General features: G+C 65.4%; 12 protein-coding genes. 9 read left to right on the top strand and 3 right to left on the bottom strand.

Annotated features, from left to right (window positions below):
• Positions 1–55: 55 nt before the first annotated feature.
• The gene (locus X803_RS16990) at positions 56–2,074 is read right to left on the bottom strand and encodes a M3 family metallopeptidase (protein ID WP_084033243.1); all 2,019 of its coding nucleotides are present in this window, start codon (positions 2,072–2,074) and stop codon (positions 56–58) included.
• Between the two features lie 116 nt (positions 2,075–2,190).
• Between X803_RS16990 and X803_RS0101180 the strand changes: the two genes are divergently transcribed.
• Complete coding sequence (locus X803_RS0101180; protein ID WP_253907361.1) at positions 2,191–3,450, top strand: CapA family protein; 1,260 nt, start codon at positions 2,191–2,193, stop codon at positions 3,448–3,450.
• A 23-nt stretch (positions 3,451–3,473) separates the two neighbouring features.
• Here the strand turns inward: X803_RS0101180 and X803_RS0101175 are convergent, their stop codons facing one another.
• Both X803_RS0101175 and X803_RS0101170 read right to left on the bottom strand, forming a co-directional pair.
• Entirely contained in the window at positions 3,474–4,214 is a 741-nt protein-coding gene (locus tag X803_RS0101175; RefSeq protein WP_026543699.1) for a type 1 glutamine amidotransferase, read from the bottom strand.
• Entirely contained in the window at positions 4,211–5,482 is a 1,272-nt protein-coding gene (locus X803_RS0101170) for a Mur ligase family protein (RefSeq protein WP_173400891.1), read from the bottom strand. The genes X803_RS0101175 and X803_RS0101170 overlap by 4 nt, the downstream gene beginning before the upstream one ends.
• A 128-nt stretch (positions 5,483–5,610) precedes the next feature.
• On the opposite strand from X803_RS0101170, the gene pdxT reads away from it, so the two are divergent.
• The 8 genes from pdxT (at position 5,611) to secF (ending at position 13,002) form a co-directional block, all read left to right on the top strand.
• Positions 5,611–6,324, top strand: a complete 714-nt coding sequence (gene pdxT / locus X803_RS0101165; RefSeq protein ID WP_026543697.1) for a pyridoxal 5'-phosphate synthase glutaminase subunit PdxT — start codon at positions 5,611–5,613, stop codon at positions 6,322–6,324.
• Positions 6,308–7,066 carry a YebC/PmpR family DNA-binding transcriptional regulator gene (locus X803_RS0101160; protein ID WP_026543696.1) on the top strand — a complete coding sequence of 253 codons (759 nt, stop codon included), beginning with the start codon at positions 6,308–6,310 and terminating at the stop codon, positions 7,064–7,066. Before pdxT ends, X803_RS0101160 begins: the two co-directional genes overlap by 17 nt.
• Before the next feature lie 30 nt (positions 7,067–7,096).
• Positions 7,097–7,669, top strand: a complete 573-nt coding sequence (gene ruvC, locus X803_RS0101155) for a crossover junction endodeoxyribonuclease RuvC (RefSeq protein ID WP_026543695.1) — start codon at positions 7,097–7,099, stop codon at positions 7,667–7,669.
• A 141-nt stretch (positions 7,670–7,810) separates the two neighbouring features.
• Positions 7,811–8,440 (top strand): Holliday junction branch migration protein RuvA, encoded by a 630-nt coding sequence (ruvA, locus tag X803_RS0101150; protein WP_026543694.1) that lies wholly within the window; start codon positions 7,811–7,813, stop codon positions 8,438–8,440.
• A complete protein-coding gene (gene ruvB / locus X803_RS0101145; protein ID WP_035777386.1) occupies positions 8,440–9,561 on the top strand; it encodes a Holliday junction branch migration DNA helicase RuvB in 1,122 nt (373 codons plus the stop codon). The genes ruvA and ruvB overlap by 1 nt, the downstream gene beginning before the upstream one ends.
• Positions 9,562–9,656: 95 nt before the next feature.
• Positions 9,657–10,145: a preprotein translocase subunit YajC gene (locus X803_RS0101140; protein ID WP_026543692.1), complete on the top strand. Its 489-nt coding sequence runs from the start codon at positions 9,657–9,659 to the stop codon at positions 10,143–10,145.
• Positions 10,146–10,213: 68 nt separating this feature from the next.
• Complete coding sequence (gene secD / locus X803_RS16985) at positions 10,214–11,989, top strand: protein translocase subunit SecD (RefSeq protein WP_051470332.1); 1,776 nt, start codon at positions 10,214–10,216, stop codon at positions 11,987–11,989.
• Positions 11,986–13,002: a protein translocase subunit SecF gene (secF, locus tag X803_RS0101130; RefSeq protein ID WP_026543691.1), complete on the top strand. Its 1,017-nt coding sequence runs from the start codon at positions 11,986–11,988 to the stop codon at positions 13,000–13,002. Before secD ends, secF begins: the two co-directional genes overlap by 4 nt.
• The last annotated feature ends 368 nt before the right edge of the window (positions 13,003–13,370 follow it).

Here is a 13,370-nt window from a genome sequence, read left to right as displayed (position 1 = left end):
TGCGCAAGAGCGGCGAACCAGGCCCGCTGCAGCCGCTGGCAACCGGCGATGGTGGTCATGACTGGTCGGCCAGGCCGCGCCGCTCGAGCAGCGGTTCGAGGCGCGCGGCGCGTCCGCGGAAGGAAGCGAAAGCCTGGAGCGGGTCCACACTGTATCCGCGGGAGAGCAGTTCGCGGCGGAAGTGCTCCCCGTTTTCGCGGGTGAGCCCGCCCGACTCCCTGAACCATTCCACGCTGTCCGCGTCCAGGACCTCGCTCCAGATGTAGGCGTAATAGGCCGCAGCGTAGCCGCCGGCGAAAATGTGTTTGAAGTAGCCCGTCCGGTAGCGCGGGGGCACCGGCGCGTAGTCCACCCCGGCGTCGTGCAGTGCCTGATTCTCGAAGGCTGGCGGGTCCTCGACGGCGGCCCCGGGAGGCAGCTCATGCCAGGCCAGGTCGAGCAGGGCCGCACCGAGGTATTCGGTGGTGGCGAATCCCTCACCCCACTGCCGGGCGGCGACGAGCCTGTCGATTGTCTCCTGGGGCAGCGGTTCACCGGTCTGGTGGTGCCGCGCGTAGTTGCTCACCACTTCGGGCCAGAGCATCCACATCTCGTTGACCTGCGAGGGATACTCCACGAAGTCCCGCGGCACGCTGGTGCCGGAGAACAGCGGGTAAGTCACGTTCGAGAAAAGCCCATGCAGCGCATGCCCGAATTCATGGAAGGCGGTGCGGACCTCGTCGAAGGTCAGGAGGGTGGGTTCACCGGCCGGCGGCCGGGAGATGTTCAGGTTGTTGACGACCACCGCCTGTGTCCCCGCGAGCCGTGACTGCTCCACGAAGGAGTTCATCCACGCGCCGCCGTTCTTGGTCTCGCGTGTGTAGTAATCGCCGAGGAACAGCCCGAGCCCGGTACCGTCCTCCTCACGGACCTCCCAGACACGCACCTCCGGATGGTAGCCCTGCAGGTCGCTTCGCTCGTGGAAGGTCAGGCCATACAGCTTGTTCGCCGCGAAGAAGACCCCGTCCTGCAGCACCCGGTCCAGTTCGAAATACGGGCGCAGCGCAGCGAGGTCCACGTCATACTTCTCCGCCCGGACCTTCCCCGAGTAGTACGGCCAGTCCCAGGCCTCGATCGGATGGCCGGCCGCTTCCTCAAGCTGGCGGGCCTCTGCACGGGCGTTCCGGACGGCAGGCTTCGCCAGGCGGCCCAGCAGGTCGTGGATGGCGTCCAGCGACGGGGCAGTCTGATCATCTGTGGCGAGTTCCGCATGGTTGGCGAAACCAAGCAGCGCTGCCCGCTCGGCGCGCAGCGCGGCCATGCGGGCGGCAACGCCGACGGTGTTGTTCTCGTTGTCCCGGAATCCCCGGTTGATGGAGGCCTCGTGCAGGCGACGGCGGGTTTCCCGGTTGGCCAGGGACTCCAGCGCCGGTTGTGACGTCGGCAGGATGAGGTTAAGGAGGTATTGCCCGGGATGGCCGGCAGCCTCTGCGGCCCCTGCGGCGGAGGCGATGTCGTCAGCGGACAGACCCTCGAGTTCGGACTCGTCGTCGACCAGGAGCGCGGAGGCGTTCGTGTCCCGGAGCAGGCGCTGGCTGAACTCGGTGCCCAGGCGGGACAGTTCCCCGTTCAGGTCGCGCAACCGCTGCTGTGCGGCGTCGTCAAGCTGGGCCCCGGCGCGGATGAAGCGCTGCCGGTATTCCGCGGCGAGGCGGGCTGACTCGGCATCGAGTCCGGAGACCTCCACCGCGCTCACCCTTTCGAAGAGCACCTTGTCGAGATAGATGTTGTCCTCATGGGCGGCCAGGCGCGGCGCAATCTCCTTCTCCACCGCCTGAATGCCTTCGGTGGAGTGTGCCGACGAGTTGTTGTGGAACACCAGGGCAACCCGGCGGAGGCCCTGACCGGCGCGCTCCATTGCCAGGATCGTATTCTCGAAGGACGCGGGATCCGGATTCGAGACGATCGCTTCGATATCAGCCAGGTGCTCGTCAATGCCGCTGTCGAATGCCGGCAGGAAGTCCTCCTCGCCGATCTGCCCGAAGGGCGGCAACTGGTACGGCAGCGTGCTCGGTGCAAGAAAAGGGTTGCTCATGGAAACCAACCTTGGCATAACGCCGCGCACGGCGACGGAAGGCAAGGGCCGTGTGCAGGCGTGTTGCCCGCGCCGGCTCACCTATCATGGAGTGTCATCATCAAGGGGAGGTTGCTGTGTCTGCACGTTCGCTGATTCGAGGCAGGTGGGCGGCGATGTTCCTGGCGCTGGCGTTTGCCTGCTCCGGCTGCGTAGGCGTCGGTGAGGGCCGCACCACCGGTGGTGCGGAACCAACGACGACAGCGGCACCCGCTTCATCGGCTCCGGCCACCTCTGCGGCGCCGGAACCGACACCGGAACCGAGCCCTGAACCGACCCCGGGCAAGGGGCCCGACTGTCCCACCGACCGGTGCTTCTCCCTTCTGGCCTCCGGTGACCTGCTGGTGCACCCGCAACTGTGGGACCAGGCCGCGGTTGACGCGCAGCAAACCGGCAACGGATCCCTCGACTTCGAACCGCTCCTGGCGGGGCAGCGCCCGTACATCGAGGCGAGCGACCTGGCGATCTGCCACATGGAGACGCCGGTGGCCACCCCGGAAGGGCCCTTCAGCGGCTACCCGCAGTTCAACGTTCCGCCGCAGATCCTCGATGGCGCGAAGGCTGTGGGCTACCAGGCGTGCACCACGGCCAGCAACCACACGATCGACGCCGGGACCGAGGGGCTGGTACGCACCCTGGATACCCTCGACCGGCTCGGGCTCGAGCACACCGGCTCCTACCGCACGGAGGCCGAAGCCCAGGAACTGATGATCCTCGAGACGCCCGCTGCCCGGGTTGCGGTCATCGAAGCCACCTACGGACTGAACGGGCTGATCCCCGACTTTCCCTGGCAGGTGGACATTCTCGACGGGCCGGCCATGATCGCGAAGGCGGAACGCGCCCGCGAGGAGGGCGCCGACGTCGTGATTGCAGCCATCCACGCCGGGGACGAGTACGCGTCCCTGCCCAACCAGCAGCAGATCGACCTTGCCCATGCGCTGGCGGACAGCGGCGCCGTCGACTTCATCTACGGCCACCACACGCACTCCGTGCTGCCCATCGAGTTTTACAACGACACCTGGATTGTCTACGGGCTGGGGAACGGCGTCACCGAGTTGTCCCCGGTGTATGACGTCAACAACGAGGGGCTGACCATCCGGGCGCAGTTCGCCGCCGATGAATCGGGGCAGTGGTCGGTCAGCGACCTCGCTTGGGTGCCCTCGGTGATTGTCCGTGACCCCTACCGCTGGTGTTCCCTGGCGCCGGATAGGGAACCCGGCTCATGCTCGACCCCGGAACATGAGGCGGCGGTCAGGGCCCGCACGCTGGCAACGGTGGAAGCCTATGGTGCATCCGACGACGGCGCCCACCAGTGGCTGGTGTCCGAGGAGGACTAGGCTAGGGAAGGCTCAGCGCACAGTCAGCGCGGGCGCGCTGCGGCGTGCCGCCGGGCGAGTTCCGCGATGCTGTCATCGATCGTCCCCGGCTCAAAGGAACCGTATTTCCTGGTGACTGCCTCACGGATCAGGAAGTCGGCGATCGCCGGGTTCTTGGGGAGCAGGGAGCCGTGCAGGTAGCTGGCCACGATGTTGAGGTGCCGTGCTCCCTCATGGTCCTCTTTCGCATTGTTGCCCTCGCCCTTGGTGACGGTGGCGAGCGGCCGAACACCCGGGCCGAGGAAGGTCTGGCCGCTGTGGTTCTCGTAGCCGTGGATGTCGCCGAACTCCTCGCTGCGGGCCACCACGTTGCCGATCAGCCGTGCATCCCCGCCGTGGGTCTCGATGTCCAGGATTCCGATTCCGGGGATCACCGTGCCGTCGTGGGTCTTGAAGAACCTGCCGAACAGCTGGTAGAGCCCGCAGATCGCGAGCATCGGCGTGCCGTCCTCGGCGAGGGCACGCAGGCGTGCCGCGTTGGACTGCAGGTCCTGCTGGATCACCACCTGCCCGCTGTCCTGACCTCCGCCGCCGATCAGGATGTCGACGTCCGCCGGGAAGTCATCACCGGCGTTGTGCTCGAGGATGACGGCGTCATAGCCGTGCCAGGCAAGGCGCTGCTTCAGCACCAGCACGTTGCCCCAGTCCCCGTAGATGTTCATGTCCCGCGGATAGAGCTGCAGGATGCGCACGGTGCCTTTGCTCGCGGCGGCGTCGGGGCTCATGAGACCACCTTCACGTCGGTAATTCTGGACAGGTCCCTGCGGATGGCGAGCATCGCAGTGTAGGTGCAGAAGATCCGCTTGGGTTGGCCCGCGGAACTGCGAATGAAGGTGCGCAGGGCTGATCCGGTGTCCGGGTCGATCTCCCGGGCCGCGACGTCGTCATACTGCAGGCGCAACGCCATGTCATAGGCCCGGACGCCGCTGACCATGTTCACCCCGCCGTTCTTCAGGCTGTCGAAGTCAACGTCCCAGAGCCAGGACATGTCCCTGCCGTCGGCGTAATTGTCATTGATGGCGATCATCGTGGCGTATCCGGCGGCGTCGAAAGACTTCAGTCCCAGCCTGAATCCGCTCGGATTCTTCACCAGGACAAGCTCCAGCGGCTGACCGTCCACTACCAGCGACTCACCGCGCCCGAACGCCGGCTCAACCGCCGCAAGCGATCGGAGCAGAGCCTCGCGGTTGGCCTGCCCGCCCAGGATGATCCGCGCCATGGCCAGCGCTGCGGCGGCATTGAAGATGTTGTAGACACCGCGGAGGCTCAGTTCCACGGTGCTCGATTCGCCGTCCATCAGGAACCTGGCGGTGTTCGAATTCACGGACTCAAGCACGACGTCGGCAGGCAGGCTTGAGGCGGGTGCCGTTCCGGTGGCGCCGCGCAGGTCATCGTCGCTGGGGAAGGTGTCCCGAAGGGATTCGTCCAGTCCGAAATAGGCAACCGAGGCAGTGCGGACCGATGATGCGATGGAGGCGACCCGCGGGTCTTCCCGGTTGAGTACAACAGTCCCGGTGGTCTTCACGGCGATCTGTTCAAGCAGCCGCGTGGTCTTGTCGATCTCGCCGAACCGGTCAAGCTGGTCCCTGAGGACGTTCAGCAGGAGGCAGTGGTTGGGCGGAACCAGATTGACGAAGTGCACAGCGTGCGCCTCGTCGAGTTCGAGGACCGCGACGTCGGCGTCCAGCCGCCCGCGCCAGTTGACCTCGCCGAGGAGCGCGGCGGCAACGCCGCGGGTGAAGTTGCTGCCGGTCCGGTTCGTGAAAACCCTCAGGCCCTGGCCCTCCAGGAGTTCGACCACCATTTTGGTGGTGGTGGTTTTCCCGTTGGTGCCGCTGACGACGATGACGCCGTGCGGCAGGTTCCGCAGGGCCCTTGCCATGAATCCGGGATCAATGCGTTCAACCACGAGTCCGGGGAACGCGGAACCACCGCCGCGCAGGCGGGAGAGCGCCCGCACTGCTTTGCCGAGGGGCACGCTTACACCAGACAGACCAGACATGGGGTCTAACTTATCGCGATTTGATTGCGGTGCCGCTATGGCTGCGGGGGAGGCTCCGCGGTGCACCCCGGACCAGGCCGATTCGGTAGGAAGGCCCTGCGCCAAACTAGAATGGGCCGGTGACTTCCACCATTCCTGATCAGAACCCGGCCGTGCGCGTGGGCGTCCTGGCGGTTCAGGGCGACGTACGCGAACACATCCGGGTGATCGAATCCCTGGGGGGCAAGGCCTCTCCCGTGCGTCGTCCCAGTGAGCTCGACGCGGTTGAGGGGCTGATCATTCCGGGCGGCGAATCGACCACCATGGACAAGCTGACGCGTGCCTTCGACCTCGCCGAACCCCTCCGCGAACGTATCCGCGACGGATTTCCGGTGTACGGGTCCTGTGCCGGGATGATCATGCTCGCCGACACCATTGCGGATCCGTCCGTGGACCTGCAGGGTAACCCGCAGCAGACGCTTGGCGGGCTGGACATCGTGGTGCGCCGCAATGCATTCGGGCGGCAGCGCGAGTCCTTCGAAACCGATCTTGCATTTGCGGAGCTTCCCGGGGGCGGGCCGGACGTCCACGCGGTGTTCATCCGCGCGCCGTGGGTGGAGAAGGTGGGCGAGTCGGTGAAGGTCCTCGCCCAGGTCGACGCGCCGGATACGCCGCCGGCCGAACACGGCGTCGGGCGCTCCACCGCGGGGCCGGTCGCTAGAATTGTTGCAGTTCGTTCAGGAAACCTGCTGGCCACCAGCTTCCATCCGGAAGTGACCGGTGAGCACCGCATCCATGAGCTTTTTCTCACGATGATCGCAAAAAGAAGGGCAGAGCATGTCGGGGCACTCTAAATGGGCTACCACCAAACACAAGAAGGCCGTGATTGATGCCAAACGCGCAAAGTCCTTCGCCAAGCTGATCAAGAACATCGAGGTGGCCGCCCGGGCAGGGGGTGCGGACATGTCCGGCAACCCCGCCCTGGAACTGGCAGTCCAGAAGGCCAAGAAGACCTCGGTGCCCAATGACAACATCGACCGCGCCATCAAGCGCGGCGCCGGGCTCACCGGCGAGGTGGTCGACTACTCGGAGATCATCTATGAAGCACGCGGTCCGCAGGGTTCCGCGCTGCTTATCGAATGTCTCACCGACAACAAGAACCGTGCGGCCTCCGAGGTCCGGGTGGCGATCACCCGTAACGGCGGAACGGTAGCCGACCCGGGATCGGTGGCCTACCTGTTCGCCCGCAAGGGCGTTGTCTCGCTCCCGAAGAACGATCTGTCGGAAGATGACGTCCTGATGGCGGTCCTCGACGCAGGCGCCGAAGAGGTCAAGGAGTCCGGGGACAGCTTCGACGTACACTCCGAACCCACGGACCTGCGCGCGGTTGTCGCAGGCCTTGAGGAAGCCGGCATCGAATACGAGACCGACGAGGTTGAATTTGTACCCTCGATGCAGGTGGAACTCGACGCGGATGCCGCCCGCAAGTTCCTCAAGCTGGTGGACGCTCTCGAGGAACTGGATGACGTGCAGAACGTGTACTCGAACGCCGAGCTGAGCGAGGACGTCAGGGCGCAGCTGGAGAGCGACGATTAGTCCGGCTGCCGGCGCGCCCGGCGGATCCCCGTGACCCTGCGTGTCATGGGGGTCGACCCCGGCCTCACCCGCTGCGGGCTGGCCGTGGTGGACGTCGAACCCAACCGCCGCGCAACCCTGGTGGCCGTCGGCGTGGTGGGGACGCCGGCGGACCACAGCCTGGACCGGCGGCTCCTGATGATCGCGGAGTCGGTGGACGCCTGGCTGGACCTCCACACTCCGGCGGTCCTCGCCGTCGAACGTGTCTTCAGCCAGCTCAATGTGAGCACCGTGATGGGGACGGCGCAGGCATCGGGAGTGGTGATCGCGGCCGCCGCGCGCCGGGGGATCCCGGTTGCACTCCACACACCTACGGAGGTCAAGGCGGCGGTGACCGGAAACGGCCAGTCGGACAAGGCGGCGGTGACCAAGATGGTCACGAAGATCCTCAGGCTCACCACCGCGCCCACCCCGGCCGACGCCGCCGACGCCCTGGCACTGGCCATCACCCACGCCTGGCGCACCGGATCCTCCGCTTCGGTACGGACCCAGGGCGGCACCGGGCAGACAGCAGCGCAGCGGCTCTGGGCGGACGCGGAAGCCAAAGCCCGACGACGCCGGTAACCGCCCGCTCGTGGGCGCCCGGTCCGGTGATCCAGCGGACACGGTGTGGCGGGCACGGAATTGTCGGGTACACGCCGTACGCTGATTCGTAGATATGTTCGGTGATATTCCCTTCGATCCCCAGCCCCTGGAGCCCAGCGCATGATCAGTTCACTGACCGGCACAGTCAGCCATGTCGGCCTGCACTCCGCCGTTCTCGACGTCAACGGTTTCGGGATGCAGGTGCAGGCCACGCCGCAGACGCTGTCCACCCTCCGCGCGGGCAACCAGGCCAGGGTTTTCACGTCGATGATCGTCCGTGAGGACTCCATGACACTGTTCGGGTTCACTGATCCCGAAGAGCGCGAAGTGTTCGAGACGCTTCTCGGAGTCAGCGGCGTGGGCCCGCGGCTGGCCCTTGCTGTCCTCGCGGTGCACCCGCCCGCCGCCATTCGTGTCGCAGCGTCCTCGGGGGACGACAAGGCGTTCAGCAAAGTGCCGGGTATCGGTCCCAAGGGCGCGCGCCGCATCGTGCTCGAGCTTGCCGACAAGCTCGTTCCGCTGGAATCAGACACACCGGGAACCGCAGCGGATGCCTGGCAGTCGCAGGTTCTCGCCGCGATGATGGGCCTTGGGTGGTCGGAGAAAGACGCCGGCAGCGCCATCGAGGCGGCGGTGAAGGAATCGCCCGAGGTTGCTGCCGCCGGTGACGTCGGGTCGATTCTCAAACTGACCCTTAGACGTCTGGGCCAGGACGGTGCACGCAGCTCGGCCCGGGCATCGGTGAACTGATGGCGGCGGATCAGGAACAGCCGCTGGTCTCGGCGGCAGTCGACCCTGAGGACAGGGCCGTAGAAGCAGCCCTGAGGCCAAAGAACCTTGATGACTTCGTTGGTCAGGCCCGGGTGCGGCGCCAGCTGTCCCTGGTGCTCGAAGCCTCGCGGATGCGCGGCCGGAGCGCCGACCATGTGCTCCTTTCCGGTCCGCCGGGACTTGGAAAAACCACCCTGGCGATGATCATCGCCGCGGAAATGAACGCCCCCCTGCGCATCAGTTCGGGGCCGGCAATCCAGCACGCAGGAGACCTCGCTGCGATTCTCTCCTCCCTCACCGAAGGGGAAGTGCTGTTCCTCGATGAGATCCACCGCATGTCACGTCCGGCGGAGGAAATGCTCTACATGGCGATGGAAGACTTCCGCGTCGACATCATCGTGGGCAAGGGGCCCGGTGCCACCGCCATCCCGCTGGATCTCCCGCCGTTCACCCTGGTCGGGGCGACAACCCGCGCGGGTCTGCTTCCCGGACCGTTGCGTGATCGCTTCGGCTTCACCGGGCACCTTGAGTTCTACTCAACGGGCGAACTCGAGCTGGTGCTCCGGCGGTCGGCCATGATGATGGACATGCGTGTCAATTCGGCCGCGTTCGCGGAAGTGGCCGGCCGGTCCAGGGGCACCCCGAGAATAGCCAACCGGTTGCTGCGGCGTGTCCGTGACTGGGCGCTGGTGCACGGGGTGGACGTCATCGACGCCAGGTGCGCCGGCTCAGCGCTGGACATGTACGAGGTGGACGCAAAAGGGCTCGACCGGCTGGACCGCGCCGTGCTCACCGCACTGGTCACAAAGTTCAACGGGGGGCCGGTGGGTCTGTCCACGCTCGCTATTGCCGTGGGGGAGGAGCCCGAGACCGTTGAGACAGTGGCCGAGCCGTACCTGGTGCGGGAGGGGATGCTTGGCAGGACCCCCCGCGGGCGGATCGCGACCGCGGCTGCGTGGGAGCATCTGGGTCTCGTCATGCCTCCCACCGTCGCCGCAGCCATGCCGGAAGACCTCTTCTCCGTCTATCAGGATGATTCTTCCTCCGGGCTGGAAGATAGCCGCCGAAGCGAAACGGAATGGAGCAGTCGGGAAGGCTGATGCGAAAATCGGGTCCCGTTCCGGCGTAGACTGATATGGCGTGTGGCACACTTCTGCCCGGCCGCGCCAAACCAATATAGGAACGGATCTTCTCTGTGCTCGCAAATGTAGTTGCCCAAACCACTCAGACAACGGGCGGCGGCTTCGACGTCTTCAGCCTTCTTCTCCCGCTGGCCCTGGCCTTCCTGATCTTCACGATGTTCCGCAAGCAGCGGAAGATGAAGCAGCAGGTTGCCGAGCAGCGCACACAGATGGTTCCCGGTACCGAAGTCATGACCAACTTCGGTCTGTTCGGCACCATCGTTTCCCTCGACGAGGACAACAACAAGGCCCTCCTGGAAATCTCACCCGGTGTCACCGCCACCGTTCATACCCAGGCGTTGAGCAAGGTAGTCTCGCCGGAGCCGGTTGCCGAGGAGCAGCCGATTGCTGGAGACAGCGGACACACTGTCCCTGACGACGCCTCATCGCTTACCGACCCGCAGGCGTCTGCCGACCGTCCGCTTCGCGAGGAGACTCCTGAAGAGAGCGTCGACCGGCTGAACCGGGAAAACTCCCGTGACCGGAACGACAAAGACCAGTAGCCTGCGCTTCGGCCCTGTTCTGACGGTCAGCAAGTCTCACGTTTCAACACCCTAAGGATTCACGCACCATGGCACGAACCGGCCCGGGCTCCGCCGCGAAAAGAACACTCGTATGGCTCGGAGTAGTCTTTGCACTGCTCGCCCTGCTGCTCGGCGGCGGCTCGCTGTGGAGCACCGCGAGCTGGGCTCCGAAGCTCGCCCTTGACCTTGAGGGCGGAACCCAGATGATCCTCTCGCCGCAGGTGCAGGGCGGCGGCGAGGAGATCACCCCCGAGCAGCTCGACCAGGCGGTCGAAATCATCCGGCAGCGAGTCGACGGCAGCGGAGTTGCCGAGGCTGAGATCAGCACCCAGTCGGGTCAGAATGTGATTGTCGCCCTCCCGGGAATCCCGGAACCGGAGACCCGGGAACTGATCCAGGCGTCGGCGCAGATGGAATTCCGGCCGGTCCTCTTCGGTGGTCCCGGACTCGCACCCGCAGCCGAGACGCCCACACCGGAGGACCAGCTCCCCACACCGAGCGCCGAGCCCACGGACGCCAGTGACCCCAACTGGATCACGGCCGAGTTGCTGCAGGAATTCGAGTCCACCGACTGCACCAGCCCGGAAGCCCTGCAGCCCGCGGTGGAACCTGCACCGGCCGACCAGCCGATGATCGCCTGCGAGCCGGACACCCAGGGGAAGTACATTCTCGGACCCGTCGAGGTCCGCGGTACGGACATCGAGTCCGCCGATTACGGCATGGCACGCAGCGCCCAGGGCCAGACCCTGAATGAATGGGTCGTGAACATCGACTTCAACGACGCAGGTACGGAGACCTTCCGTGGGGTGACCGAACGGTTGTTCGCCATCGGATCGGGCGATCCGAGGAACCAGTTCGCCATCGTGCTCGACGGCGTGATCGTCTCGGCGCCGACCACAAATGCTGTGATCCCCGACGGCCGTCCGCAGATCAGCGGCAGCTTCACCGAGGAATCGGCTGCCGCGCTGGCGGAGCAGCTGAAGTACGGTGCTCTTCCGATCAGCTTCGAGATCCAGAGCGAACAGCAGATCTCCGCCACTCTCGGTGCCGACCAGCTGCGCCTCGGCCTGATCGCCGGCGTGATCGGTTTGGTCCTCGTCGCGGTGTACTCGCTGTTCCAGTACCGCATGCTGGGCCTGGTGACCATCGCCTCCCTTATGGTGGCCGGCGGGCTCACCTATCTGGCGATCTGCATCCTTGGCTGGACGGAAAACTACCGTCTGTCCCTTGCCGGCGTGGCGGGCCTGATCGTCGCGATCGGCCAGACAGCGGACTCCTTCATTGTCTACTTCGAGCGCATCCGGGATGAGCTCCGTGACGGGCGCGGCCTCGTATCGGCTGTCGAGAACGGCTGGCGACGAGCAAAGCGGACCGTTCTGGCCTCGAAGGCAATGAACCTTCTCGCCGCCGTCGTGCTGTATTTCGTGGCGGTAGGCAATGTGCGCGGTTTCGCCTTCACGCTGGGCCTAACAGCAATTGCGGACCTTGTGGTGGTATTCCTGTTCACCCATCCCATGATGCGTCTGCTCGCGATGACCCGGTTCTTCGGTGAAGGGCACCGGTGGTCCGGACTTGACCCCACCCGCCTTGGCGCGCTCCCGCTGTACCGCGGTGCAGGGAAGGTGCGGCACAAGCCGGTGGAGCGGCCCGCGGTTGAGCTGCGCGGCCGGAACAAGGCTGCCGGCCGTGAGGCGGAACGGCGGATGACCATCGCCGAACGGCGCCTGGCCGAACAACGGAAAGCCGCCGAAGAACAAAAGGCTGAAGAACAAAAGACCGTCGGAGCCCAGGCCCGCGGATCCAAGGAAGGAGACAACCGATGAGCCGTTTCAGTTTCGCCGAATTCGGAAATGAACTGTATTCCGGCAAGCGGTCCTACCCCTTCGTGGGCAAGAGCAACCTGTGGTTCGCCATTGCAGGTGCCGCAATTCTGCTCTCACTCCTCATCCCGGTCATCAAGGGCGGGTTCAACCTCGGCATTGACTTCCGCGGCGGCTCCGAATTCACCGTGTCCAATGTCGAGGACACGGACATTGCAGCCGGCGAGCAGGCTGTCACCAACGTAGTGCCGGAAGCAGTGCCCCGGGTGACCAACATCGCTCCTGAGACCATGCGGATCCAGACCGAGCGCCTGAGCGACGATGAGACGCTGAACGTGCGCGATGCGCTCATCGGCGCCTACGGTGTCACCGAGGAGGATGTCACCTCGAACTTCGTCGGACCGACCTGGGGTGAAGACGTCAGCCGCCAGGCCATTATCGGCCTGATCGTTTTCGTGGTGCTTGCCGCTGCACTGATGGCGCTCTACTTCCGCACCTGGAAGATGTCCGTTGCCGCAATGGCAGCGCTGGTGGTTGTCATGATCACCTCCGCCGGTATCTACTCGCTCAGTGACTTCGAGGTGACGCCCTCGGCGGTGATCGGCTTTCTCACCATTCTGAGTTATTCCCTGTATGACACCGTTGTGGTGTTCGACAAGGTCCGGGAAAACACCGCGGATCTGGACGTCTCCAGTAAACGGACCTTCGGCGAACAGGTGAACCTTGCGGTCAACCAGACGCTGGTCCGGTCGATCAACACCTCGGTGGTCGCCGTGCTGCCCGTTGCGGCGATCCTCTTCATCGGGGCAATGCTCCTTGGCGCAGGAACCCTGAGGGACCTCTCACTGGCCCTCTTCGTCGGAATCATCATCGGTACGGTGGCCACCGTCTTCATCGCTGCTCCGATGTACGCGAGGCTGCGGATGAATGAGCCGGACATACGGAAGCAGGAGAAGCGCGTGCTGCACCGCCGGGCTCTCGAAGCCAAGGAAGCAGAGGGCATCCCAGCCCAGTAGTTCGCCGGCGTCAGCGCCGTTGAGCAGCAGGGAACGGCCCGGCACGGTAAGTGCCGGGCCGTTGTGCATCCTGGGCCCGGCGCCGGGAGTACCGCGCGCACGAACTGCCGTCAAACATGCGCGGACGGCTTCAACTGGCGGATAAACTTGGAGAGTCAACCAGGTGTGTGGCATGTTGTACCCTTACCCGTCCCGGTGGGGTTGGTAGGAACTGCAACGGAAGTGGGGTTTTGGGTGGCTGAAGCCAGTGGTCCCGGACGCCCGTCCGGGACCGGACCGTCGTCGGCAGCGGGCATTGAACCGCGCGTGCAGCATGCCCGCGCGGCCGCTCCTGTCCAGGCGCCGCCGGCTCCTGCCGAAGGGCCTAC

The sequence above is a fragment of the Arthrobacter sp. 35/47 genome, assembly GCF_000520475.1.
GTDB classification, from domain to species: Bacteria; Actinomycetota; Actinomycetes; order Actinomycetales; family Micrococcaceae; genus Arthrobacter_D; species Arthrobacter_D subterraneus.
Note: the sequence above shows the minus strand (reverse complement) of the source record. Positions and strands in the feature narration are given on the sequence as shown.